This is a genomic window from Paraburkholderia megapolitana, from assembly GCF_007556815.1.
Lineage (GTDB): Bacteria > Pseudomonadota > Gammaproteobacteria > Burkholderiales > Burkholderiaceae > Paraburkholderia > Paraburkholderia megapolitana.
The window spans coordinates 1,325,614-1,349,753 of sequence record NZ_CP041743.1 but is presented as its reverse complement, the minus strand read 5'-3'; the positions used below and the strand labels follow the sequence as shown (position 1 = coordinate 1,349,753).

The 24,140-nt window shown below is 64.4% G+C and carries 20 protein-coding genes; 7 read left to right on the top strand and 13 right to left on the bottom strand.

What is annotated here, in order from left to right; translation table 11 throughout:
* Positions 1-33 precede the first annotated feature (33 nt).
* Genes FNZ07_RS05765 through FNZ07_RS05735 form a run of 7 tightly spaced genes read right to left on the bottom strand, consistent with a single transcriptional unit; the run spans position 34 to position 7,293 of the window.
* A complete protein-coding gene (locus FNZ07_RS05765; RefSeq protein WP_091012366.1) occupies positions 34-900 on the bottom strand; it encodes an amidohydrolase family protein in 867 nt (288 codons plus the stop codon).
* On the bottom strand, positions 872-1,921 hold the full coding sequence (locus FNZ07_RS05760; RefSeq protein ID WP_091012364.1) for an aldo/keto reductase: 1,050 nt from the start codon (positions 1,919-1,921) through the stop codon (positions 872-874). The genes FNZ07_RS05765 and FNZ07_RS05760 overlap by 29 nt, the downstream gene beginning before the upstream one ends.
* A gap of 47 nt (positions 1,922-1,968) precedes the next feature.
* Positions 1,969-3,276 (bottom strand): UxaA family hydrolase, encoded by a 1,308-nt coding sequence (locus tag FNZ07_RS05755; RefSeq protein ID WP_091012362.1) that lies wholly within the window; start codon positions 3,274-3,276, stop codon positions 1,969-1,971.
* Positions 3,277-3,304: 28 nt separating this feature from the next.
* The gene (locus FNZ07_RS05750; protein WP_091012359.1) at positions 3,305-3,628 is read right to left on the bottom strand and encodes a UxaA family hydrolase; all 324 of its coding nucleotides are present in this window, start codon (positions 3,626-3,628) and stop codon (positions 3,305-3,307) included.
* 50 nt (positions 3,629-3,678) lie between these two features.
* Positions 3,679-4,731 carry an ABC transporter permease gene (locus FNZ07_RS05745; protein ID WP_091012356.1) on the bottom strand — a complete coding sequence of 351 codons (1,053 nt, stop codon included), beginning with the start codon at positions 4,729-4,731 and terminating at the stop codon, positions 3,679-3,681.
* Positions 4,721-6,244 carry a sugar ABC transporter ATP-binding protein gene (locus FNZ07_RS05740; protein WP_091012354.1) on the bottom strand — a complete coding sequence of 508 codons (1,524 nt, stop codon included), beginning with the start codon at positions 6,242-6,244 and terminating at the stop codon, positions 4,721-4,723. The genes FNZ07_RS05745 and FNZ07_RS05740 overlap by 11 nt, the downstream gene beginning before the upstream one ends.
* Entirely contained in the window at positions 6,241-7,293 is a 1,053-nt protein-coding gene (locus FNZ07_RS05735; RefSeq protein WP_091012351.1) for a sugar ABC transporter substrate-binding protein, read from the bottom strand. The genes FNZ07_RS05740 and FNZ07_RS05735 overlap by 4 nt, the downstream gene beginning before the upstream one ends.
* Before the next feature lie 285 nt (positions 7,294-7,578).
* Here FNZ07_RS05735 and FNZ07_RS05730 point away from each other — a divergent pair, with 285 nt between their 5' ends.
* On the top strand, positions 7,579-8,367 hold the full coding sequence (locus FNZ07_RS05730; protein ID WP_091012349.1) for an IclR family transcriptional regulator: 789 nt from the start codon (positions 7,579-7,581) through the stop codon (positions 8,365-8,367).
* A 67-nt stretch (positions 8,368-8,434) separates the two neighbouring features.
* Complete coding sequence (locus FNZ07_RS05725) at positions 8,435-8,866, top strand: GNAT family N-acetyltransferase (protein WP_091012346.1); 432 nt, start codon at positions 8,435-8,437, stop codon at positions 8,864-8,866.
* 9 nt (positions 8,867-8,875) lie between these two features.
* Here FNZ07_RS05725 and FNZ07_RS05720 read toward each other — a convergent pair whose 3' ends face one another.
* Positions 8,876-9,646 carry an SDR family oxidoreductase gene (locus FNZ07_RS05720; RefSeq protein WP_091012857.1) on the bottom strand — a complete coding sequence of 257 codons (771 nt, stop codon included), beginning with the start codon at positions 9,644-9,646 and terminating at the stop codon, positions 8,876-8,878.
* A gap of 209 nt (positions 9,647-9,855) precedes the next feature.
* On the opposite strand from FNZ07_RS05720, the gene FNZ07_RS05715 reads away from it, so the two are divergent.
* Positions 9,856-10,398 carry a hypothetical protein gene (locus FNZ07_RS05715; protein WP_091012344.1) on the top strand — a complete coding sequence of 181 codons (543 nt, stop codon included), beginning with the start codon at positions 9,856-9,858 and terminating at the stop codon, positions 10,396-10,398.
* A 51-nt stretch (positions 10,399-10,449) separates the two neighbouring features.
* On the opposite strand, the gene FNZ07_RS05710 is transcribed toward FNZ07_RS05715, so the two are convergent.
* Positions 10,450-12,813, bottom strand: coding sequence for a GNAT family N-acetyltransferase (locus FNZ07_RS05710; protein ID WP_091012341.1), 2,364 nt, complete (start codon positions 12,811-12,813; stop codon positions 10,450-10,452).
* A 326-nt stretch (positions 12,814-13,139) separates the two neighbouring features.
* On the opposite strand from FNZ07_RS05710, the gene FNZ07_RS05705 reads away from it, so the two are divergent.
* Positions 13,140-14,009: a LysR family transcriptional regulator gene (locus FNZ07_RS05705; RefSeq protein ID WP_091012339.1), complete on the top strand. Its 870-nt coding sequence runs from the start codon at positions 13,140-13,142 to the stop codon at positions 14,007-14,009.
* 241 nt (positions 14,010-14,250) lie between these two features.
* Complete coding sequence (locus FNZ07_RS05700; protein ID WP_143098074.1) at positions 14,251-16,179, top strand: hypothetical protein; 1,929 nt, start codon at positions 14,251-14,253, stop codon at positions 16,177-16,179.
* Between the two features lie 61 nt (positions 16,180-16,240).
* Here the strand turns inward: FNZ07_RS05700 and FNZ07_RS05695 are convergent, their stop codons facing one another.
* The gene (locus tag FNZ07_RS05695; protein ID WP_091012334.1) at positions 16,241-17,842 is read right to left on the bottom strand and encodes a peptide chain release factor 3; all 1,602 of its coding nucleotides are present in this window, start codon (positions 17,840-17,842) and stop codon (positions 16,241-16,243) included.
* 10 nt (positions 17,843-17,852) lie between these two features.
* Positions 17,853-18,023 carry a hypothetical protein gene (locus FNZ07_RS33545; protein ID WP_170275670.1) on the bottom strand — a complete coding sequence of 57 codons (171 nt, stop codon included), beginning with the start codon at positions 18,021-18,023 and terminating at the stop codon, positions 17,853-17,855.
* Positions 18,024-18,429: 406 nt separating this feature from the next.
* Between FNZ07_RS33545 and FNZ07_RS05690 the strand changes: the two genes are divergently transcribed.
* Complete coding sequence (locus tag FNZ07_RS05690) at positions 18,430-19,536, top strand: OpgC domain-containing protein (protein ID WP_091012332.1); 1,107 nt, start codon at positions 18,430-18,432, stop codon at positions 19,534-19,536.
* Positions 19,533-21,212 (top strand): tannase/feruloyl esterase family alpha/beta hydrolase, encoded by a 1,680-nt coding sequence (locus FNZ07_RS05685; RefSeq protein ID WP_091012330.1) that lies wholly within the window; start codon positions 19,533-19,535, stop codon positions 21,210-21,212. The genes FNZ07_RS05690 and FNZ07_RS05685 overlap by 4 nt, the downstream gene beginning before the upstream one ends.
* 4 nt (positions 21,213-21,216) lie before the next feature.
* Here the strand turns inward: FNZ07_RS05685 and FNZ07_RS05680 are convergent, their stop codons facing one another.
* Together FNZ07_RS05680 and FNZ07_RS05675 are read right to left on the bottom strand one after the other, a co-directional pair.
* Positions 21,217-22,614 carry an MFS transporter gene (locus tag FNZ07_RS05680; protein WP_091012328.1) on the bottom strand — a complete coding sequence of 466 codons (1,398 nt, stop codon included), beginning with the start codon at positions 22,612-22,614 and terminating at the stop codon, positions 21,217-21,219.
* A gap of 82 nt (positions 22,615-22,696) precedes the next feature.
* On the bottom strand, positions 22,697-24,136 hold the full coding sequence (locus tag FNZ07_RS05675) for an NAD-dependent succinate-semialdehyde dehydrogenase (protein WP_091012325.1): 1,440 nt from the start codon (positions 24,134-24,136) through the stop codon (positions 22,697-22,699).
* Positions 24,137-24,140: the final 4 nt, after the last annotated feature.

Genomic DNA, 24,140 nt, shown 5'->3' with positions numbered 1-24,140 from the left:
TGCGCTCACCTGCGTGCTGCGGGCATTTTATGGTCACAGGCGATAAAACGCCGCCGCGTTCGCGCCGAATATCGCGTCGCGTTGCGCATCCGGCAGCGCGCCAAGCAGCTCGCTCGCCACAGCGTGCCACTGCAGATAATCGCCGTTCAGATTCAGCACCGGCCAATCGCTGCCCCACATCAGGCGCCCGGCGCCAAAGCTCGCGAGCAGATGGGCGACATACGGCTGCAAGGTAGCTTCGGTCCAGTCGTGCGACGCTTCGGTGGCGAGACCCGACACCTTGCAGTGTACGTTCGGCAGACGCGCGAGCCGTTCGATCCCATCGGCCCACGGTTGCCAGCCTGCCGCGCCGTCGCGGACCGACGGCTTCGCGCCGTGATCGACGACGATGCGCAGCTTCGGAAAACGCGTTGCGAAGATTTCGAGCGGCGCGACGTGGCGCGCGAAGATCAATGCGTCGAATGTGAGATCGTGCGCGATCAGCGCATCGACAGCGGGCGCGAGTTCGGGGTTCGCGATCCAGTTGTCGTCGGGGAGGTCCTGCAGCATCGGGCGCACGCCCTTGAATTTCGGCTGCGCAGCCAGCTCGCCGATCAGCGCCGGTGTGTCGGGCAGCAGCATCGGCACCCAGCCGACCACGCCAGCAATCGAAGCTTCATCGCGCGCAAGGGCGAGCAGGTAGCGGGTTTCATCGACGGTTGCCGCAGCCTGCACAACGACAGTACGCGAAACGCCCGCGCGTTCGCGCAGCGGCGCGAGATCGGCGGGACCGAAACGGCGATAGAGCGCCGCAAGATCGGGCGTGAGCCAGCCGTAGTCGTCGCGCGCGGGGTCCCAGTAGTGCTGGTGCGCATCGATCTGCGTCGTCACGTCAGACTCCCGGCACCGGCGCACGCGCATCGATCAGCCCTTCTTCGCGGAGCTTTTGCCACAACTCCACAGGAATCGGGCGTTCGAACGATGCGACGTTTTCATGCAATTCGGCGGGGCTGCGCGCACCGGTGAGCACCGAGGCGATGGCCGGATGCGCATACGGAAACTGCAGCGCCGCGGCGGCGAGCGGCACGTCGCAGCTCTTGCAGACCGCTTCGAGCCGCGCGACACGCGCGATGATCTCCGGCGGCGCCTCGCCATAGTTGAACTTCAGATCGCCCTGCACGCCACGCGCGAGAATGCCCGAGTTGAACGCGCCGCCCAGCAGGATGCTCACGTTACGTGCGGTGCAGGCAGGCAATAGATCGTCGAGCGTCGCCTGTTCGAGCAGCGTGTAGCGGCCCGCAAGCAACGCGCAATCGATGTCGAACTCCGCCATCGTTTCGAGAATCGCCGCGCCTTCGTTGACGCCGAGGCCGACTGCTTTCACCGCACCAGCCGTACGCAGATCGTCGAGCGCGCGAAAGCCGCCGCCCGCGGTGAGCTGGTTCCAGTAGTGTGCGTTGCGCTCGCCATGCGTGACACGACCGATGTCATGGATGAGCAGGATGTCGATATCGACCATGCCGAGACGCTGCTGGCTGTCTTCGAACGAACGCAGGATGCCTTCGCGCGTGTAGTCGTAGTGCGCTTCGAACGGCAGCGGGTTCTGCCAGCCTTCGCTGCCGTCGTACGGTGTGACGCGCGGCACGAAGTGGCGTCCCACCTTGGTTGATAGCACGTATTCGCTGCGCGGATAGCGACGCAGCGCTGTGCCGAGGCGATGCTCGGCTTTGGTATGGCCGTAGTGCGGCGCCGTGTCGAAGAGGCGCACGCCTGCGTTCCAGGCGGCATCGACGGTGGCCTGTGCTTCTTCTTCCGATAAATCGCGGTACAAACCGCCGAGCGGCGCGGTACCGAGCCCGAGTCCGCTGACCTGCAGCGCGCGCCGGCCGATGTTGCGGCGCTGCGCGACTGCGGGCGTCGTTGTTGATCCAGCCTCTGTCATTGCATCCGTCTCCGAGATTGAAGAGTGCGGTGCCGCACTCCCGCCCTTCAATGCGCCGCGATCTCAACCACACGCCGCGGCACCGCACCCGAAGGCAGACAGGCAGGCCCGACCGGCTCGAACGTCTTGTACACCAGAATAAATTCCTGGTGCCCCAGCGACTCCGACTTCGAGGCCGCGCCTTGCGCGATCGCGACGGTCTGGTCGAACACCTCGCGGCCCACTTCATCGAGCGTGCCGCGCCCTTCGAGAATCCGTCCAGCGTCGACATCCATGTCGCCCGACAGATTGCGATAGGTCGCCGGATTCGCGCACACCTTGATGACCGGCGAAATCGCTGAACCCACCACCGAGCCACGTCCCGTCGTAAACAGGATGATGTGCGCGCCACACGCGATCAACTCGCCGATTTCGGTGTTGTCGCTGATATTCGGAAAACCGAAGCGCGGTTCGCCGTCCGGCACGACATCGAGCAGATACAGGCCGCCGGTAGGCGGAACATCACCGGGCTTGATGATACCGACGATCGGTGACGCACCGCTCTTAGCATACGCACCCAGCGATTTCTCTTCCTGCGTCGTCAAACCGCCATCCGCATTGCCGACTGCGAAACTGCCATGACCGAGAATCGAGTAATAGCGCGCGGCCTTCGCGACACATTCGACGATCGCATCGCCGAGCTCGGGCCGCGCCGCGCGGCTCTTCATGTGGAATTCGCAACCGACGAGTTCGCCGGTCTCTTCGAAAATACAGCTCGCGCCCGCCTCGATCAGATGATCGAACGCGCGGCCGACCGCCGGATTCGCAGTAATCCCGCTCGTACCATCGGAGCCGCCGCAAATCGTACCGATGATCAGTTCACTGAGCGCCATCGGCACCTTGGTCTGCGCCGCGAGCTGACGGCGCGCATCGCGCACCCAGTCGACACCGTATTGAATCGTGCTGCGCGTGCCGCCCTTTTCCTGAATGGTCAGCACCTCGACCGGCCGCCCGCTCGCGCGCACGACATCGACGAGGTAATGCTTGTTCATGCTCTCGCAACCAAGCGACACGAACAGCACCGCGCCGACATTCGGGTGCGTAGTGAGCTGCTCCAGCATCCTTTCCGCGTAACTGTTCGGATAGCAGCCCGGAAAACCGATCAGATGCACGGGCGGTTCGCGTTCGGCAAGCGGATCGTCGAAGGCGTCGAGCGGTTCACGAAACTGCGTGACGATTTCACGCGCGACGTGATGCGCGCATTCGACCAGATAGGCCACCGCGACGACATTGCGGATACCCTTGCGGCCGTCGCTGCGCAACCAGCCTTGCAGCACCGGTTCGGCGGTGGTATTTGCTACGGAAGAGTCAGTCATGATCGTTCCAGCACGGCACGAAGCCGCTTCAGTGATGCACGAATTCGTGGCCCGCGTCGTGCGTATAAGTGGGCAGGTAGTCGCTTTCGAGGTTGTGCGTATGCAGATGCTCGCCGCGCGCAACCGGCCCGTTGACATGGCCGATCACCGCGCCGTAGCGCAGCACCTTCTCGTCCTTGACGAGCGCGCGGCGCGCAACCTTGTGGCCGAGTTCGATGGTCTTCGCAAGCGTCACGCGCTCGCCTTCGATGTCGACCTGCGTACCCGCTTCGAGCCGCGCCCCAGCGATCAGACAGTTGTCCTGCGGGCTCAGCAGGATCAGACGCGTGTCGGTGTTCGATGGACTACTCAAGAGAATTCTCCCCGTATTGCGTGCGCCGCCTGAGGCGGCGCTATGCGTTCTCAGTTCTGCCCTTCACCACTCGCGAGTCGCGCCACCATCAGCGAGCCGAGAATGATCGCGCCGTAGATCGCCTGAATCCAGAACGACGGCACCTGCGCAAGCGTCAACAGGTTCTGCACGATACCGAGCAGCAGCACGCCGGTCAGCGCGCCGAGCATCGTGCCCTTGCCGCCGTCGAGCGAAATACCGCCGATCACCGCCGCCGCGAACACCGTGAAGATCATCCCGTTGCCCTGGTTCGCGTTGATCGCGCCAACGTAGCCGGTTACCACGAGGCCACCGAGCGCCGCGAGCACACTGCCCAGCACGAACACGCCCCATGTGATGCGTTCGACGCGAATACCCGCAGCGCGCGCCGCTTCCGGATTGCCGCCGATCGCATACAGCGCGCGGCCGAGCCGGTGATAGCGCAGCATGAACGCGGCAATCGCGAACGCCACGGCGGCGAGCCACACCGACAACGGCAGGCCGAACACGATCGTGGTGGCGAGTTCGAAGAACGACGGCGGCATGTCGAACAGCGTGCCGCCCTTGGTTGCACCGACCAGCATGCCGCGCAGCACGATCAGCATCGCGAGCGTGACGATGAACGCATTCAGCCGCAGCCGCACGACGAGAAAACCGTTGATAAAGCCGATCAGCGCGCCCACTGCGACGATGGCAAGCAGACCGATCGCCGCGGGCCATTGCGTGCCGAAACCGGCGGACGCAGCGGGCATAACGAGCATTGCGCCGACAGCCGGCGCGATACCGACCGTCGATTCGAGCGACAAATCGAACTTGCCGGTCAGCACGATCAGCGATTCGGCGAGTACGACCAGCGCAAGCGCCGCCGATGCACCGAGCACGCTAATCAAATTCGCTTTGGTCAGGAAATTCGGATTCACGAACGCGCCGATCACGAGCAGCAGGATCAGCGCCGGCACCAGGGCGAGGTCGCGCAGCCGGGCGAACTCGATGCGCGGACGTGCGGGGCGCGCCGCGCCTTGCGCCGGGTTCGCGGATTGCCCGTGGCCCGCCGGAAAGGCGGGGCTTGGCACACTATTCTTCATGGAGACTGACTCCTTCAACGGATGCGATCAGGTCGTGGTCTTGCCAGCCTGCGGGAAATTCGGCCGCGATACGGCCACGGAACATCACGAGCACACGGTCGCAGGTGCGCAGGTCGTCGAGTTCGCCGGATACGACGAGCACGGCCTTGCCTTCCTCGCGTACGCGGTGCACGACCGCCAGTAACGCTTCTTTCGATTTCACATCGACGCCAGCGGTCGGATCGATCAGCACGAGCACGTCGGGGTTGGTGGCCAGCGCGCGGGCCATGACGACCTTCTGCTGATTGCCGCCGGACAGTCCCGATACGACGTGATCGGGTCCGGGTGCGACGATCCCGAGCGCTTCGATCATCTTCTGGCCGAACGCGTTCTTCTTCGCGGGCGTTGCAATGCCGAACCGGCCGAGCAATCGTGCAATCGTCATCGATGCGTTTTCCGCCACCGACTGCGTGAGAACGAGCCCTTCGTGATGGCGATCCTTCGGCACACAACCGATGCCACGCGCGAGCGCCGCGGGCACATCGCCCGGCGGCAACGCGGTACCGTCCACGCGGATTTCGCCGCGCTGGGGCCGGCGCAGACCGGCAATCGCTTCGGCAACGCTGGTACGGCCGCTGCTCGTCGCTCCTGTGAGGCCGATTACTTCGCCGCGCTTCAACGTGAACGACACGTCTTCGTAATCGCCACCGCACAACCCTGCGAGTTCAAGCGCCACCGGCGTGCCAGCCGGCAATGCCGCACGACCCGCCGCATCGGCGACTGCGAGGCCGCCACGTTCGCCGGTCATCGCTTCGATCAGTTGTTCGCGCGGCAGCGCCGATACCGGCGCACTGACGATATGCCGCGCATCGCGCAACACTGTCACCGCCTGGCAGATCTCGTACACCTCCTGCAAATGATGCGAGATGAACAGGAACGTGACACCCTCACGCTGCAGTTCATCGATACGCCGAAACAACCGCTTGATCTCGTCGCCGTCGAGCTGCGCAGTAGGTTCATCGAGAATGATGAAACGAGCGCCGTACGACAGCGCACGCGCGATCTCGACCAGTTGCCGCGCTTCGACAGTCAGATCGCCGGCGCGCGCATCTTCGCGCACGTCGATCTTCCAGTGATCGAGCAACGCGCGCGCGTCGCGGCGCATCACGTTCCAGTCGATCACGCCGCGCCGCTGCGGTTGCCGGTTAATGAACAGATTCTCCGCCACCGTGAGGTCGCGGATGATCGTCGAATGCTGATAGACGCAAGCCACGCGTTCGCGCCATGCGTCGCGATCGGCGATCGCCGGCGCCGCCGTACCGGCAAACTGCACCTCGCCGATATCGGGTTTCCGCAGGCCGGTCAGTATCGACACCAGCGTCGACTTACCGGCCCCGTTACGCCCGACGAGTGCATGCGACTCGCCAGGCATCACGCGGATGCTCACGTCGTTCAGTGCAGCCGTCGAACCGAAGCGCTTCGTGACACCAAGCGCTTCGACCACGGCCACTGCTTCACTCACAGGCACGTTCATTTGAGCGTATTGCCCCACAGGTTCTTGTCGTTGACATTCGCCTTGGTGACGAGCGGCGCCGGCAACTGGTCTTCAAGCATGCCCGGCGACAGCTGGATGATCGTGCTGTCGTGATCGGTCGGACCTGCCTTGAAGGTCTTTCCTTCGAGCGCGGCCTTGATGTAATAGAGGCCGTACTTCGCGTACAGATCGGCAGGCTGCGAAATGGTTGCATCGATTTCGCCGCGACGGATCGCATCGTATTCCTGCGGAATGCCGTCATTGCTGACGATCACGATGTGCTTCGCATCGCCGGCGGGGAACAGCATCTGTTTGCGGCGCAGCGTTTGCAGCGTCGGCGACAGGTACACGCCGCCCGCCTGCATATAGATCGCCTTCACATCCGGATTCGCGGTAAGCAGACTGTCGAGCGCGGTCGCGGCGACATCGCCCTTCCATGCAGCCGGAATTTCGAGCAGCGACAGATCCGGATAATTCTTCAGGCAGGCGCGGAATGCTTCGGAGCGGTCGCGGCCGTTCACCGATGCGAGATCGCCCATGATCTGCACGACCTTGCCCGACTTCACGTGCTCACCGATGTACTTGCAGGCATTCGCACCATACGCGTGGTTATCGGCGCGCACGACCATCGCAACCGTGCCCTGGGTCGGCGCGACATCGACGGCGACGACCTTGACGCCCTTCGCGGCCGCGTTGTCGAGCGCGCGGCTGATCGCCGCGGAATCGATCGGGCCGACCACGATGCCCTTCGCACCGAGGTTCACCATATTGTTCATGTCGGTGATCTGCTGCGCGGGGTCGTTATTCGAATTGACCGGCGCGAGGATGTCGATGCCCATCTCTTTCGCGTACTTCGGCAGATACTTGTTGTACGACTCCCAGAACGGCGAAGTCAGCAGCGGCAGGCCGAGGCCAACCTTGCCGATCTCCGCGGCTTGCGCCGCGCCGCTGGCGGCAAAACTCGCCACGCATGCAGCGGCCAGCCCGGCCGATAAAACGGTGCGTAAAGCCGAACGGCGAGCCGTGCGCGGCCCTTTTGCGAATGTCATGTCTGTCTCCTGATCTGCGCGTTGTGGGAACTGCGGGGTACTGCGTGAACCGGCCGGCAGATTGACCAGTGCATCGTCCTGCGTGTTGTTGTTAAATTGGCGAGCATCAATTCACCAATGAACGTATTATTCATATGCGGACTTTTTGAAGTCAAGTGAAGTGAGCATTGCAAACGTCCGTGTTTTCCCTGGCCTGCTTGCTGATACTGTATGCACCTTGGCCGGCGCGCGACGCTCTACACTCACGCGCCACTTACGAAAACCGCAATCGAACACCGACTCACGATGGATCAAGAAGAAAAAGACGACGCCGACCGTTATCGTGCTCCCGCGCTCGACAAAGGTCTCGACATTCTCGAATTGCTCGCCGAGCAGCGCGACGGGCTCACGCGCGCGGAAATCACCAAGTTGCTCAATCGCAATGCCAGCGAGATCTACCGGATGCTCGAGCGGCTGGTCGCGCGACAGTATGTGGTGCGCTCGGCATCGGGTGACCGCTACTCGCTGAGCCTGAAGCTCTACGCGCTCGCTCATCGCCATCCGCCGATGAGCCGGCTCATCGCCGAAGCGTTACCGCGCATGCAGCGCTTCGCCGACATCGCCGAACAGTCGTGCCACCTGGTCGTCTACGACCGCGGCAATCTGCTTGTCATCGCGCAGGTGGATGGGCCCGGTTCGTGGGGGATGTCGGTGCGGCTCGGCTCGCGTGTGGGGCTGATCGATACCGGTTCGGGGCGGGTGATGCTCGCGTTCCAGAGCGACGAACAGCGCGAACAGATGCTCGCCGAACATACGAAGGTGAAGGGCGAAGTGACGATCGATCGCGCCGCGCTCGATGCCACATGCGCCAAGATCCATCAGGCGGGTTTCTGGCAGAAGGACAGCCAGCAGACCTTCGGAGTCACCGACGTGACGTTCCCGATACTCGGGCCGTCGGGACAGGCGATTGCGGTGCTGACCTGTCCTTATCTGCGGCGTATCGACGAGTACGCTGCGCCGACCATCGAAGCCGCAGCGGTGTTGCTGCGTGAGATGATCGAGGGGCTGTCGATGTTCCGCGAAGCGGAGGCTTGAAGGTTGCCATCTGCTTAGGTCCGGAAGCGTCGACACGCTGCCCTTAACTCACCGGATCCTGTAGATCATGACCGCCCCTCTCGTTGCCGTTGCCGATACCTATGATGCCGAATTCGACGCACTGCTCGGCGAAGGGCTCGACCGTTTCAATATCGACACCACGGGTATCGACGACAAGCGGCCGTTGACCGTGCGGGTCACCGACCCAACTACCGGCGAAGTGGGTGGCATCACGGGCCGCACGTCGCTCGGCGTGCTGTTCATCGATCTGTTCTATCTGCCGCCGGCGTTGCGCGGCTCGGGCATCGGCAGCACGCTGCTCGCTCGGGCCGAAGAAGAAGGCCGCCGGCGCGGCTGCCATACAGGCTTCCTCTACACGATCAGCTTCCAGGCACCCGACTTCTACGCACGGTACGGCTGGCGTGCGTTCGGTGATATCGCCAGCAATCCGCCGGGCACACGTCGCATGTTCATGACCAAGAGTCTGAACGACGCCTAGCAAGCGGCCTCACTGCGGCGGCAGTTCCCGCACATCCGCAGTCGGCACACTGCCGAAGCCGTCACTCAACGCATAGTCGAGCAGTTGCCGGGCGGCATCGTCCGGTGTCGTGAGTTTGCCGCTGCGCTTCAGTTCGTCGAAGCGCTCGCGTTGCGGGAAACGTTCGATATCCACATTGCGGATCGCCGCCTGCATGTCGGTATCGACGACGCCTGGCGCCACGCTGCAGATACGCAGCGCACGGTTCTTGTCGAGTGCAACCGCGCGCGCGTGATGATCGAGCGCGGCCTTCGTCGCGCAATAGATGCTCCAGCCCGCAAGCGCATTGCGCGCCGCGCCGCTCGAAATATGCACGATGCGCCGGTCCGTTGCCGTGGCGCTCGCGGCAGCCAGCGCACTCGCGAACATCAACGGTGCAGCGACGTTCACGCTCACGGCACGCACGATCGCCGCGATATCCTGGCCTTCGACCGGTCCGACCGGCTCGACGACACCCGCATTGTTGAACAGCACCACGCGCTCCGCACCGCCGACAAAGCGTTGCAACGCATCGCTCGCGAGCCATTGCGCGGTTGCATCGGAGTCGGCGAGATCGAGCGCGACTTCCTCATACAGACTGCCGAAGCGCTCCGCGAGCGCGGCATTGCCGCCACGGGACACGCCGAGCACCGCGATACCACGCGTGAGCAATTGCGCGGCCAGCGCAGCGCCGAGTCCGCGCGTGTGGCCCGTGACAATCGCGTGCGTGGTGGAAGAGGACGAGGAAGACGAGGAGGTCATGGCGATTTCCACAAGGAGATTGATGATGCGCGGCAAGAACTTTCGAAGCAGGACGTCATTGTCGTCGATACGGAAAAGACTTGCAGCACATAGCCTGCCGCACAATTTGCTCGAACGACTGGAACCGCATCGCGCATGACGCTAGAATAGCGGCCCTTCCGGACCCACCGCACGCGATGCGCGCTCCTTCTCCTCCTTCACGACACGTCATGGCGAAACTTCTGACCGATTCCGAATTCCAGCGCTTTTCCGAGCTTCAGCAGAAGCAGGCCAACTTCACGATCAGCGCCGCCGAGGCCGACGAACTGCGCGATATCGTCGCGCGCGCGCAGCAAAAACGCGACGACCGCGCCGCCGCGATGCAGGCCATCGAAACCTACATCGAGCAATTCGCCATCACGCCCGACGAACTCTTCTCGCCCGATCAGATCGGCGACGCTGCGCGGACCTACGGCCTGATTCCCGCGACGAAAAAAGAACGCGTGCTGCCACCGTCGATCACGTTCAACGGCAAGCCGTACCAGTGGACCCGTAGTCTGCCCGACGAAGTGCGCGATCCGCTGTTCGATGCGTTCAAGGCGGGGCAGTCGGTCAAGAGCTTCATCTCGACGCCTAAAGACGCTGCCCGCTGTGCGGCGACGATCGCGCGGCTCGAGCGTGAAACGGGTGCGGTTTACGCGGACTCGTGGCTCGACGAGCTGGCGGTGTCGCGTGGTCAGGTCGAGGACGCGGCGGCGAAGCTTGCGGCTTAAGCGGTTTTAAATCGGCTTAAGCAGTTTCCAGTCGTTTAAGCGCCCCGAGTGTCAAGGCTGAGCAGGCGCATCGAGCGCCATGCGAAAGCCGACGACGCCCGGGTCTTCGGTCGTGGTCATCGTGAAGCCGCAGTGCGTCGCGAGCGCGATCATCGCGGCGTTCTCGCGCAGCACCTCGCCGACCAGCCAGTGCGTGCCGCGTGCCCGCACGTACGCGATGATCTTCTCCATCAGCAGCCGTCCGAGCCGCTTGCCTTTCAGGTCGGAGCGGATGGCGAGCGCGAACTCGGCGGTCTCGTTGTCCGGATCGGCGACGGCGCGCACCACGCCGAGCGTGCTTGCGGTGCCGTCGTCGTTGGTAATGGTGGCGATCAGCGCCATCTCGCGGTCGTAGTCGATCTGCGTCATGCGCGCGAGCTGCGTGTGATCGAAGCTACCCACCGATCCGAAGAAGCGCAACCGCAGATCATCTCGTGTCATCGAGCCAACGAACGCACGATGCGCGGCTTCGTCTTCCGGGCGAATCGGCCGCACCGTCACGCGCAGGCCGTGCCAGTCGAGCGTCGTTTCGAAGCGCCGCGGGTACGGCATGATCGCGAGCCGGCTGCGCGTCGTTGCAACGCGCACGACCGGTGCCACGAGCGTCGTGCGGTCTTTCAATACGCGCAGCGTAAGCGTAAGCCCGACAACCTCCTTTATCTCGCAGACGGTCTGCGACAACGCCGTCAGCGCGGCAAGCGTCGGCTCGGGTGCAACGCGCCGCGCGTATGGCGAATTGGCGGTAATGTCGCGGGCCAGCGTCGGATTGAACGGCGGCAACCCGTACACGCGCATCGGCGCCGCAACGCCGTCCGGTGACGGAGTCGTAAAGCGGAACACCGGGCCGAAGTTGTCGTCGTCGTGCAGTTCGACGGCGACATCGACGATGGCTGTGTCATCGGTCCGCTGTTCGTCGACCGTTAAACCGAAGTGACCGAAAAAACGCGCGGCCACGGCTCCGCTCAGTTGCGTGGCGCCTTGGGCGAGCGCGGCGCGTGCTTCGGCCTGCGCTGCGTCGATCTCGGCGGGTAATTGCGCGGGCGAACCCTCCGGCGTCTGCATCAGCAGTTCCCGGCCCAACCGGTAATCGACGAGCCGCGCGAACGCGCGCGCGAGTCGCTGCGGCGTGGTGTGCACCGGGATGCCCTGCGCGTGCAGCGCATCGCGCGTCGCCGCATCAAGGCCGCCGAAGAAACACGCGAGCAAGCCGCGATACGCGTAACGCTGATGAGCAATCAGCACGCGCGCGACATCGGCGGCCGGTGCGCTGTGCGTCGATGCGTGCACGACGAAGGCGGTGCCGCTCGCTCGATGTTCGGCGAGCGCCTGCAACGCGGCGCCGAAGTGTTCGGGACGCGCGTCGTCGCCGAGCACGAGCGGGTTGCCCGCGGCGACGTGCGGCAGGGCTCGCGCAAGCGCATCGGTGGTCGGCTGGGGCCAGTGCGCGAGCGTGTCGCCGGCCGCACCGAACGCATCGCATGCGAGCGTCGCGACGCCGCGGTCGCTGGTAATCAGCGTGGCCGTGTCGCTCGCCGCGACGCGGCCCACACCGAGCGTTTCGATTTCATCGAGCAGATCGTCGAGTGCGTCGACGCGCACCATCCCGGCACGGCGGAACGCGGCGGTGTACAGCGCGTCAGCGGGATCGGCGCGGCCGCTGCGTAGCGCGAGCACCGGCTTGTTGCGCGCGGCCGCGCGAGCCGCCGACATGAACTTGCGCGCCGCGCGCACGGTGTCGAGTTCCAGCAGGATCGCCCGGGTGCCCGGGTCGCTCGCCAGATAGTCGAGTACGTCGCCGGCATCGACGTCGGCCTCGCCGCCGAGCGCCACCGCATGCGAGAAGCCGAGTCCACGCGCGTGCGCCCAGCCGAGCACCGCATTCGTCAGCGCATTCGATTGCGACACCCATGCAACGCCACCGGCGGGCACCGTGCACGACGGCGCGCCGAGATGCGCGCGCAGCGCGGGAGTGATAACGCCGAGGCTGCCCGGCCCGACGATACGCAGCAGATGCGGCCGGGCAGCCGCGAGCGTGTCCTGCACGGCGCGGCGATCGGCTTCGCTACGCGCTTCGCCGACGATGATCGCCGCCCGCGTGCCGAGACCGCCCAGCCGGTGCACGATGCCGGGCCACGTCGCGGGCGGCGTGCACAGCAACGCGACGGTTGGCGCGTCGGGCAGATCGCCGGCGTCGGCGGCAACCGGATAGCCATCGAGCGTATCGAGCTTCGGATTGACCGGCCACAGCGGCCCCTTGAAGCCGCCTTGCAGCAAGCGTGTCCAGACCATCGCGCCGACGCTGCCGGGCCGCTGCGACGCGCCGATCACGGCAACCGATTGCGGGCGAAACAGCGCGTCGAGATTGCGAACGGTCACAGGGGGCTCCGCAGTTGGGTGGGTGCGCGATGGGCGGCAGGCAGCCGCGCACGTCATCAGGATAGGCGAAGTCGCGTGGAAACGCGCCGCCCGATGCGACGAATTCAACGCGCCGACAATACTGCAAGGCACACGAAGCCGCCTCTAACCGCAGTAAGATGCGGGCGGAGCATGGGCGGGTTTCCGGATGGCGTCCGGTGAAGAGCGCCACATCCATACGGCAGACGCGAACCGGCGCCGTGCGACCAACGACATGAATAACCGCAGAAACTGCGAACGGCGAGGCGGCCCCTCGCCCGACAACCATCGAGACAGAAGGACCCCGTATGCGACGCTTGCCATCGCTGATTGCGTTGCGTTTCTTCGAAGAGACCGCTCGCCATATGAGCTTTAACCGCGCCGCAGCGGCGCTGTGCGTGACCCAGGGGGCAGTGAGCCGCCAGATCAGGATTCTCGAGGAATCGCTGGGCGCCAAGCTGTTCGAGCGCGACCACAAGGGCATTCGCCTGACGGCTGCCGGCATGCAGTTGCTGCCGTGCGTGACCGATGCATTCGATACGATCGAGCGCGGCGCGCGCCAGGTCGCCTCCGCCACGGGCCGTCGACGGCTCGTGCTGTCCGTGCCGCCAACCTTCGCGACCCAATGGTTTTCGCCGCGCTTAGGCTCGCTGGCCGTCGAGTTGCCGGACGTCGAACTGTCGGTGCGTACGGGGCCGAGCGACGACTGCCACTGCAACATCCGCTTCGGCAACGCGGCACTGCCCGGCGCGCAATCCGAACTGCTGATGATCGAACGACACACGCTGGTCGGTGCGCCGCGTTTCGCGAGCGAATCGCTCGACGCGCTGCTGGCGCGTCTTCCCGCCCTGCATGTGCTGCACAACGATGCGCGCCTCGAGTTGTGGCCGAGCTGGCTCGCCGCGGCTGGACTGCCTGCGCATCATGCCGAGAACGGCATCGAGTTTTCGACGCTCGAGCAGGCAATTCACGCGGCGCGCAAGGGCGCGGGACTGGCGGTCGTCGACCGCAACATGATCGTCGAAGAACTCGCGGAGGGCAGTCTTGCGCGGATGTCGGACGTTGAAGTGACGGGGCCCTATGGGTACTGGCTCGATATCGCGCCGCGGCATGCGACGCTCGAACATGTACAGGCGCTGGCGGGGTGGATGCGGGAAGAGGTGCTGAAGATGGGGTGAGTCGGATTCGTTTTATGGGCGGTTGCTTCGCCTGGTTTTATCGGTTGCTCGCGGAAAAACCTACGATGGGTCATGTCGTTCAATTTCCTGTGAAGATGGAATCATGACCAATATCTCCCGAAGCTCAAGCCCGGTCAGCGGGGACTCCGCTTATACGTCAGCGCGAGAAGTCCAGGTGCCAAGCGAATACGACACCGCGCCGGAGACTCAATCCCCACGCGCCGGTCATCCGCTGGAGAACATGAGTCCGCCTCCACGCCCCGATCAGTCGACCACCACTGGCAGCACAACGAATCCGCAATCCACGACGCTCAGGCACAGGGACTTTTCGTCGCGGCCACTGCCCACGCGGGTGCTACAGACCGGTTCAAGATCGTCGTCTTCCGACAGCCGCGCATCGATCAACAACCTCGTGAACCTGCCGGTCGGCGTTCCCGACGAGGAAGGCCTGAGCCAGCTCGGCGACGACGAGCGCGGGGACGAACCCGGTTCGTCCGACAACGCATCAGGCCGCTCGTCGCCGGTCGATCACACCGCATTGCCCGCCGCCGACCTGCTGCTCACGCAATTGCGGCCGCAGCGCATGATCGGCCCGCTTGGCGGCCCAGGAACAGGTCGGTCGCGCGCCGATTCGCCGCCACAACCGGCATCGAAAGCCGGTTCGACTTCCGCCGCCAGTGGCGCATCGCGCGCCGGTTCAGTAGCCGGAAGCCAGAAGATCGGGAAAACAGCCGCGCTCGACGAGACCGGCAGCGTGGCGCCCGTCGAAAACCCCGTTACGCCGGAGCAGTTGGAAGCGACAGTCAACGAAATCCAGCAGGCCGTGGACGATGTGGCTGCGGGAATTGTCGATGAGGTCGCAAGAGACGCCGACGCCGCGGAAGTGGCCGGGGGCAGCGCTACGAGCTCGTCTTCCGAAGCGCCTGCGCCGGGCACGCGCAACGACGCATCGCGCCCTTCGTCGCCGCTCCAGCGCTCCGCATCTCCCGGACCGACGCACGCAGAAACGATACAGATGCACCGTAACGTCAACGATATCTCTTATCTGAAGAACGCGTTACCGGAAGATCTGCGTGGAGGCGTGCGCCACATGCTTCTGCCACTGCGAGAGCAATTCCCATCCCGCGGCGCATTCGAAACGTTCGTCAACGACCAGAGTACCGTCCTCGAGGAATGCGGCATTCGCGGAAAGCGGGACCTCATCAACCTCATGCGCACGGTGAATCGCTCCGACAATCTGATGCGCGTCGCCCAGGGGACCGTAGGCGGTTTGCATTTCAACGGGCCAGGTCTCGCGTTTTCGTACGGCCCACTGTCAACCGAGATGACAGTCGGCACGGCGGTAGACACCAATGTGCTGCAAGGCGCGGCGAGTGGCTTCCTCGCGGGAGCGTCGGATGCGATCGCAACACCCGCCAAGGAAGCAACGTTCAAGGACGCCTACTACAAGCGTCCCGCAGCAGACCATCTGCCGGAGTTTCTGCGCAACTTCAATCCGCCGAGCCTCGGCGAGTCCATTAACGAAACCAACAAGGCCTGGGTCGGCGGCTTTGCCGCAGGCTATGTGGTGCGCGGCAGCGTGATGGCGGCGGTCACCTATACGAAGGGCGCAGAGGCGGCGGCCGCGATCGAGACGGCCATGGCTCCCGTGACGAACATCGCGTCAGGCGTCACCGCAACCTTCATCGGTCACTCGCTGGACGAACAGCTCGGCCGTACCGGGTTGCCGTATTTCCTCGCGCGGGACAACCTCGGGGAATGCGTCCGCGCGGCGCAGCAGTCCAACCTCGCCTACGCAGGCAAGGCTGTGGTCGGCGCAGGTACGCACGTGGTGAATGCAGTGACGAAGTTTCCGGAAGGCCTCAAACGTGCTGTCACCGACCCGGCGCTTATCGCGTCGACAGCGTCCCTCACTGGTGTTCTGACGGTGCCAGGCACGGTCGCCGGCGTCACCGCGAATGCTATTTCCGATCCGAACACGGCCCATGTTGCGTCGTCGCTTGTGCATTACCCCGCGCTCCTTACCGCATGGGCCGGATGGGGCACGTCCTTCGCGGCTGCGGCACACGTGCACGCGGAGCGGACCGCGAGAAACCGCCCGGGCGATGAAGAACAAGGCTCGGAGTTGACTGCGCAGCCGGCTACTTCCGGACGAACCAGCGGTAATTGAACTGCCGCTAGTGCACTGAGTGCGGGTGTGTGGGCTTATTGCAAGGCCACACACCGCGTATTCACAGCGCCTTCCTGAACGGCGCCCCCGAATGCTCGCGCAGCTCGTTGAACACGATCTTCGGCCACGCCTTCTGCGCAACTTCGATCTCGGAGATATGCGACGCGAGATAGGTCGGCGCATTCGATGCATCGAGCGCAATCCGCGCCGAGTATGAATCGGTGAAACGCCGCAGTTCTGCGGCATCGTCGCAGGTCACCCAGCGCGACATGCGGTAGCGCGCGGGCATGATCCGCACGTCGACCTTGTATTCCGTCGACAACCGGTGCGACACCACTTCGAACTGGAGCTGCCCAACCGCGCCAAGAATCATCGCGCCGCCCATCACCGGACGAAACACCTGGATCGCCCCTTCCTCGCCCAGCTGCTTCAGCGCTTCGCCAAGCTGCTTCGCGCGCATCGGGTCGACCACTTCGATCGTCTGGAAAATTTCCGGCGCAAAGAACGGTAGCCCGACGAACTGCAGGTCTTCGCCTTCAGTCAACGTATCGCCGAGACTGAGCGTGCCGTGATTGGGAATACCGATGATGTCGCCCGGATACGCTTCGGCCACCGTCTCGCGACGCTGCGACAGAAAGCTCACCACATTATTCGCGCGGAACGTTTTGCCCGAACGCGTCACCTTCAGCGCCATACCGCGCTCGAAGTGCCCCGAGCACACACGAATAAACGCCACGCGGTCGCGGTGCGCGAGATCCATATTCGCCTGCACCTTGAACACGACACCGGTGAACTTCGGCTCGTCGGGTTCGACTGCGCGCTGCACGGCCATCCGTGCGGACGGCGGCGGTGCGAGGTCGACGAGCGCATCGAGAATTTCTTTCACGCCAAAGTTGTTGATCGCCGAGCCGAACAGCACCGGCGACTGCTGGCCAGCGAGAAACGCCGCGCGATCGAAGGTCGGCGTCGCGCCGGTAATCAGATCGATCTCTTCCTTCGCCTTGATCCACGAATGGCCGAAACGCGCTTCGCCGTCCGCGTTGCTCAACGCGTGCAGCGTTTCGACAGCGCCGCCCGCCTTGTCCTGCCCCGCGCGGAACAAACGCACCTGGTCGCGCTGGATGTCGTAGACACCCTGGAATTCCTTGCCCATGCCAATTGGCCACGTGAACGGCACCGCCGCCACGCCGAGATGCTGTTCGATTTCGTCGAGCAGATCGAGCGGCTCGCGCACTTCGCGGTCGAGCTTGTTGATGAACGTCACGATCGGCGTCTTGCGGCTGCGGCACACCTCGAGCAGCTTCAGCGTCTGCGCTTCGACACCGTTCGCACCGTCGATCACCATCACGGCCGCATCGACTGCCGTCAGCACGCGGTACGTGTCTTCGGAAAAGTCCTCGTGGCCCGGCGTATCGAGCAGGTTGATCACCGCGTCGCCGTATTCGAACTGCATCACCGAGCTCGCCACCGAAATGCCGCGCTGCTTCTCGATCTCCATCCAGTCGGAGGTCGCATAGCGGCTACTCTTGCGGCCCTTCACGGTGCCCGCGATCTGGATCGCGCCCGAGAACAGCAGCAGTTTTTCGGTCAGCGTGGTCTTGCCCGCGTCCGGGTGGGAAATGACCGCAAAGGTGCGGCGACGGTTGAGTTCTGAAACTGGCATCGGAGCTGGCTTAACGAGAGGTCGGGCGGCGGATCGAATAGCGCTGCGCGTCTAAAAGAGACGAAAAGCGTTCAAAAACGCAAACAGGAATCTGGCCGGACCCACGTGCGGCGGTGAATTGGGCAAACGTGGCGAGCGCGGCGGCGATGACTGCGGAAGGGTCCGGATCGGCCCGCGTCATGCGCGACACCGTCCGACAGGTCGTGATGCGTCGTAACGGAAATAGCACGAGCGGTAAGAAATGCTGGAAACGCCAGCACAGAACAGCGCCGGGACGAATGATACACGTCGCGGACGGGAGAGGCTCGAAATGCACCCGGTGGATACAGACCCTACAACCCGTGCCCACCGAGACGGGAATCGCGCTCACTTACGTTTATATACAGCCTTGCCTGCGATTTGCCCGCGCGAAAACACGCTGTCTTACACAACCGTATGCGAACTGCCGCGCTCGCTGCAGCAGGTTCGGGTCGGAGCGCACAATGATTTCGCGCACGGGAACATTCCCGGCGCACGGTGTTCGTACCGGTTATGCGCGACGGCCAGCGCGCTGCATTTCTGCTTCCCTGTCAGCCAGCGAGAATCCAATGGAATCACGCCAACGGCGTTCAATCGAGGTCGATTTCTTTCGCGGTATCGTGCTGATCGTCATCGTGCTGGATCACATACCGGGCAGCGTGTTGTCGCACGTAATGTTGCATGCGTACGCGCTGTGCGACTCGGCGGAAGTGTTCGTGTTTCTGGGCGGCTACGCGTCGGCGGCTGCTTATATGGCCGTGCTTGAACGCAGTGGCGCAGCCGCTGCGCGAACGCGCTTCTTCCGGCGCTGCTGGGAAATCTATCGTGCGTACCTGCTCACCGCGATTCTTACGCTGCTGTCAGGCGCGATTCTCGCGCTGTTACGCCTGAATCACCCGATGCTCGATCTGAGCGGCTGGCAGCCGTTCGCGGCGCATCCGATACGCACGGCATTCGATATCCTCACGCTGCGCCGGCAGCCGTATCTGTCGAGCGTGCTGCCGATGTATGTCATATTTGCGCTGTTCGTGCCGCTGGCGGTACCGCTCGCGCGCCGTTCGGCGGTCGCGGCGCTCGCGTGCAGCATCGGCATCTGGTGGTTCGCGCCGCTGCTCGCGTCGGCGTTCAGCATGGACGACGTCGGCGACTGGGCTTTCAATCCGTTTGCCTGGCAGTTGATGTTCGTGCTCGGCATGGTGTGCCGTCTGCATCCGGTTTCAGCGGTGCGGATGACATCGCCTGCGGGCCAGTGGCTCACACGTATTGCATTCGCCGCCGTCGTTGCCTTCGCAGTAGTCAAGCTGTTCGTTCTCGTTCAACCGTTGCCGGGTGCCATGAAGCAGCATCTATCGTTGGTGAGGGTCCTCAATTTCGGCGCCATCGCGTGGCTCGCCGCGTACTGCGTCGCGCGCGGCGCGGTCGCACGGCTCGCGCAGCGACTGCCGGCCGTGATCACGGTGGGCCGGACGGGGCTCGTGTGTTTTGTCGGCGGCACGCTGATTTCGCTTGTCGTCGATACCGCCACACCGCACGGCTGGCACGGTCTGGCGGGCTTCCTCGCGGCGCTCGCCGGCGATTTCGCCGCCATCGCCGCGATGCTCGCGCTCGCGAAAACCTGGCGCGACTGGCGCGGTCCGCATACGCGCGCGGCCGTGCAAGGCGCACGCATCGGATGACGGCGCGGGTCCGCAACGCCTGCGCCGTCGGCGCGCTCGTGTGGACGTCGCTCGCGATGGGCCGCGGCACGCCTGGTTCGGGTGGGGAGAAAGCACCGGTCCCGCCGTTGCGCCTGCCGCCCACGGTGCCGATGCGTTGCACCGAGCTCGCCGGGCTTGCGCTACCCGCCTCCGAAATCGGCCTGCCGACACGCGGCGCGCAGATCGACAGCGCGGCGATGATTGCAATCGCGGCGCCGGGCAATGTCGATGGCGAATACTGCCGCGTAGTAGGCAGCATCAAGCCGCTGAAGGCAAGCGCACCCGACATCCGTTTCGAACTGAACCTGCCGCGCCGCTGGAACGGCCGCGCGCTACAGTTTGGCGGCGGCGGCTACAGCGGCGTCGTAGTAAGCGGCACCGGCACTGTGCCGTTCTCGCCCGATCAACCGCCGCTTGCGCGCGGCTACGCGACCTTCGGCGACGACTCGGGCCATGTGGGCAATCCGGGCCTCGCCGCATTCGGCCTCGTCGACGAAGCGGTCATCAATTTCGGCTACGCGCATCTGAAGAAGACCCACGATGTCGCACTCGCGCTGATCGCACGCAGTTACGGGCGGCTGCCCGAGAAGATGTACTTCGCCGGTGGATCGACGGGCGGCCGCGAAGGCTACACCGTGATCCAGCGCTTTCCCGACGACTACGACGGCGTGATCGCCAACTCGCCGGCACTGAATTTCTCCGGTGTGCGCCTGCTCGGCGTGCAAGTCGGCCAGGCCGAATATCGCAATCCAGGTGGATTCATCCCGCCGGCGCTGCTCGATCTCATGTATCGGCGCACGCTGGCCGCATGCGACGCGCTCGACGGCGCCGCTGACGGCATCGTCAGCAACGTGGCCGCCTGTCGCGCACTCGAACCGCAACTGATCCAGTCGCTACGCTGCGCACCACAAGCCCAGGCCGAGGACGACAACTGTCTCACCGACGCGCAGCTCAAGACGCTTCTGGTACTGCGCGACGGGCTGCAGTTGCCCTACCCGCTCGCATGGGGCATCTCCCGCTATCGCGGCTACAACGTGTTCCAGGGGACGCACTTCACCGGCATGCTCGGGCTCGCGCATTCAGCCGAACGCCTGCCCGAGCCGGGGTTCTTTTCGAACGGCTATCTCTACGCGCAGGGCGACGCGTACATCCGCTACTTCGTCACGCGCGACGACACCGCCAGTTCCATGCAGTTCGATGTCCAGCACCCGGGGCGCTATCTGCCGCGGCTCGTCGATCTGTCGGGCACGATCGGCGCGATGAACCCGGACATGTCGCGCTTTATCGCGCATGGCGGCAAGTTGATCACGCTACAGGGTCTCGCCGACGAAGTCATCAGCCCGAACCAGACCATCGCGTACTATCGCGCATTGATCGCGCGTTACGGCGACGCGCAGGTCGACTCGTTCATGCGTCTCTATATGGTGCCCGGCTTCCAGCACGGCAACGGGGTATTCATCCCATCGGTCGATATGCTCGGTGCGCTCGACGACTGGGTCACGCACGGCCTCGCGCCGCAAACGCTCGTCGCCGTCGATCTCGCCCGCGCCACCAACGGCCGCTCGCGGCCGCTGTGCCGGTACCCCGCATTTCCGCGCTATACCGGACACGGCAATCTCGATCGCGCGGAAAATTTCCGCTGCGTGGAGCCTTAGAGCCTCACTCGCCGCTCGCCTGGTTCAGCGTCAGGTGGCGCGTCTCCGGTGCCAGGACGATCGACACCAGCATACCCACGAGCAGTACCGCGGCGAGCGCGAACATGGTCGCGTGAAAACCGATCTGGGCAATGCCGAGCGGCAACAGGAATGTGCCGACGGCGGAACCGAGCCGGCTGCAGGCAATAGCCAGGCCCACGCCGCACGCCCGCACCTCGGTCGGAAAGCACTCGGGCGGAAACACACCGACCAGGTTCGAGAACGCCGACATCGTCAGCGTGAACACGGCGAACGCAAAGATCATCGCGAGCGCCGCCGAGTCGGGCAGCAACGACAGTGCCACCAGCGACAGGCAGGTCACCGCGAACGATCCGATCAGAAACACGCGGCGCGGCAGCTTGATCGTGAGCCAGATGCCGAGCACCGCGCCGAGTACGAGAAAACCGTTCAGCAGGAAATCGGCGCCGAAACCTTCGTTCAGGTGGATCGCCTTGAGGATGGTCGGCAGGAACGTGTAGATCGCGAAGTATGGGATCACGAGGCACACGAAGAACGTGCAGTTGAAGAACGTGCGACGGATCAGTTCCGGCGTGAAGAGCCGTGCGAAGCCGCCGCGTGCCGTGCGTGTTGTGTGATCGTGCGCGCCGCCTTCGAGCGTCACGTGCGGTCCAAAGTACTTGAGCACGATCGCCTTTGCTTCGGCTGCGCGCCCCTGGCCGAGCAACCAGCGCGGCGACTCGGGCGTGCCGATTCGCAGCACCAGGACGAGCAGTGCAGGCACGCCCGCCGACGCAAGCAGCCAGCGCCACGCATCCGGTGAGGCATCGCCGTACAACATGCCCAGCACGTTCGCCGCGACATAACCGACCGTCCAGATCACGCTGAACGAACCGAGCAACGCGCCGCGATGCCTGCGCGGCGAGAACTCCGCAAGGATCGCGTGGCCGACGGCAAAATCGCCGCCCATGCCGAAGCCGATGACGACACGCAACGCGCACAACATCAGCGGCGAGCTGACATAGAACTGTCCGAACGCCGCGAGCGTGATGATCAGGAAGCTCAGCAGAAAAATCTTCTGCCGCCCCATGCGATCCGATAACCAGCCGAACACGAGACTGCCGAGAAAAATCCCCATCAGCGCCGAGCTGCCGATCATGCCCATCCAGAACGCGTCGAGCGGCATCTGCCGGTTCAGCGAGGCGAGCGCATAGCCGATCGTGCCAAGCGCGTAGCCCTCGGTGAAGTGCGCGCCGAACGTCAGGCCCGCGATCTTCACGTGAAACCGGTTGAGCGGCACGTCGTCGAGCGGGACGCTAGCGCGTGCAGCGCTCGGCGCCGCTGGTGCCATTCCTGACGCTGTGCGCGCTGCACCGGGCGTGCGCCCGAGCGGCGCGGCCTGCATGTCGTGATGGATGCTCACGCTGTCTCCTGTCTTCTAGTAGTGGTGCTGCCCTTACTGCCCCTGCTGCCTGGTACTGCGCGATTCAACCGCCAAGGCCCGCCATCATCATGTACTTCAGTTCGACGTATTCATCGAGGCCGTACTTCGATCCTTCGCGGCCGAGACCCGACTGCTTGACACCGCCGAACGGCGCCACCTCGGTCGAGATGATCCCTTCGTTGATGCCGACCATGCCGCTTTCGAGCGCGTCCGCGACGCGCCAGGCGCGGCCGAGATCGCGTGTGTAGAAATAGGCGGACAGACCGAATGGCGTGTCGTTGGCTGCGGCGATCGCTTCGGTTTCGGTCTTGAAGCGGAAGCACGCGGCGACCGGCCCGAAGGTTTCTTCTTCGGCGATCTGCATCGCGCGCGTCGCGCCGCTCAACACCGTAGGCTCATAGAACGTACCGCCGAGCGCATGACGCTTGCCGCCGGTCAACGCGGTCGCGCCTTTCTGCAAGGCATCGGCGACGTGGCTCTCGACTTTACGCAGCGCTGCCTCGTTGATGAGCGGCCCCTGCTCGACGTCGCCTTCGAGCGCATTACCGACGCGCATCGTCCGCACAGCCCGCGTCAACGCTTCGGTGAACGCGTCGTAGATACCGTCCTGCACATAGAAGCGGTTCACGCACACACAGGTCTGCCCGGTGTTGCGAAACTTCGAGGCAATCGCACCTTGCACGGCCGCATCGAGATCGGCGTCGTCGAACACGATAAACGGCGCATTGCCGCCGAGTTCGAGCGACAGCTTCTTCAGCGTGTCCGCCGATTGCTTCGCGAGCAGCTTGCCGACCCGCGTCGAACCGGTGAACGACAGCTTGCGCACGACCGGCGAAGCCGTCAGCACGTTGCCGATCGCAACCGCATCGCCGGAGACGATGTTGAACACGCCAGCCGGAATGCCGGCCTGTTCCGCCAGCACAGCCAGCGCGAGCGCGGAGAGCGGCGTTTCTTCGGACGGCTTGAGCACCATCGTGCAACCTGCGGCAAGCGCGGGACCGGCCTTGCGCGTGATCATCGCGAGCGGGAAGTTCCACGGCGTGATCGCTGCCACGACACCGACCGGCTCGCGCGTCACGATGATCTTCGAGCCAGGCTTCGGGCTCGGAATCACGTCGCCGTAGCTGCGCTTCGCTTCTTCCGCAAACCATTCGAAGAAGCTCGCCGCGTACGCAACTTCGCCGCGCGCTTCGGCGAGCGGTTTGCCTTGTTCGCGTGTCAGCAGTTCGGCAAGCGCTTCGCGATGCTCGAGCATCAGTTCGCCCCAGCGTTTCACGCGTGCACTGCGCTCTTTCGCGGTCAGCGCGCGCCAGGCGGGAAATGCCCGCTCGGCTGCGGTAATCGCCTGCGCGGTTTCGTCGGCACCTGCCTTCGCGACCTGCGCGATCACATCGCCGGTTGCCGGGTTGAGCACCGCATACGTGCTTTCGCTTTGATACCACTCGCCGCCGATGTAATGCCCTGTCCGGAGAAATTCGCTCATGTGT

Bases quoted from the DNA above. Each gene is read 5' to 3' on its own strand.
- FNZ07_RS05705 (WP_091012339.1), top strand. From the start codon at position 13,140: ATGCGACGCTTGCCATCGCTGATTGCGTTGCGTTTCTTCGAAGAGACC.
- FNZ07_RS05675 (WP_091012325.1), bottom strand. From the start codon at position 24,136: ATGAGCGAATTTCTCCGGACAGGGCATTACATCGGCGGCGAGTGGTAT.
- FNZ07_RS05745 (WP_091012356.1), bottom strand. From the start codon at position 4,731: ATGAAGAATAGTGTGCCAAGCCCCGCCTTTCCGGCGGGCCACGGGCAA.
- FNZ07_RS05695 (WP_091012334.1), bottom strand. From the start codon at position 17,842: ATGCCAGTTTCAGAACTCAACCGTCGCCGCACCTTTGCGGTCATTTCC.
- FNZ07_RS05740 (WP_091012354.1), bottom strand. From the start codon at position 6,244: ATGAACGTGCCTGTGAGTGAAGCAGTGGCCGTGGTCGAAGCGCTTGGT.
- FNZ07_RS05680 (WP_091012328.1), bottom strand. From the start codon at position 22,614: ATGCAGGCCGCGCCGCTCGGGCGCACGCCCGGTGCAGCGCGCACAGCG.
- FNZ07_RS05765 (WP_091012366.1), bottom strand. From the start codon at position 900: ATGCGCGTGCGCCGGTGCCGGGAGTCTGACGTGACGACGCAGATCGAT.
- FNZ07_RS05760 (WP_091012364.1), bottom strand. From the start codon at position 1,921: ATGACAGAGGCTGGATCAACAACGACGCCCGCAGTCGCGCAGCGCCGC.
- FNZ07_RS05730 (WP_091012349.1), top strand. From the start codon at position 7,579: ATGGATCAAGAAGAAAAAGACGACGCCGACCGTTATCGTGCTCCCGCG.
- FNZ07_RS05720 (WP_091012857.1), bottom strand. From the start codon at position 9,646: ATGACCTCCTCGTCTTCCTCGTCCTCTTCCACCACGCACGCGATTGTC.
- FNZ07_RS05715 (WP_091012344.1), top strand. From the start codon at position 9,856: ATGGCGAAACTTCTGACCGATTCCGAATTCCAGCGCTTTTCCGAGCTT.
- FNZ07_RS05700 (WP_143098074.1), top strand. From the start codon at position 14,251: ATGAGTCCGCCTCCACGCCCCGATCAGTCGACCACCACTGGCAGCACA.
- FNZ07_RS33545 (WP_170275670.1), bottom strand. From the start codon at position 18,023: ATGACGCGGGCCGATCCGGACCCTTCCGCAGTCATCGCCGCCGCGCTC.
- FNZ07_RS05725 (WP_091012346.1), top strand. From the start codon at position 8,435: ATGACCGCCCCTCTCGTTGCCGTTGCCGATACCTATGATGCCGAATTC.
- FNZ07_RS05735 (WP_091012351.1), bottom strand. From the start codon at position 7,293: ATGACATTCGCAAAAGGGCCGCGCACGGCTCGCCGTTCGGCTTTACGC.
- FNZ07_RS05690 (WP_091012332.1), top strand. From the start codon at position 18,430: ATGGAATCACGCCAACGGCGTTCAATCGAGGTCGATTTCTTTCGCGGT.
- FNZ07_RS05685 (WP_091012330.1), top strand. From the start codon at position 19,533: ATGACGGCGCGGGTCCGCAACGCCTGCGCCGTCGGCGCGCTCGTGTGG.
- FNZ07_RS05755 (WP_091012362.1), bottom strand. From the start codon at position 3,276: ATGACTGACTCTTCCGTAGCAAATACCACCGCCGAACCGGTGCTGCAA.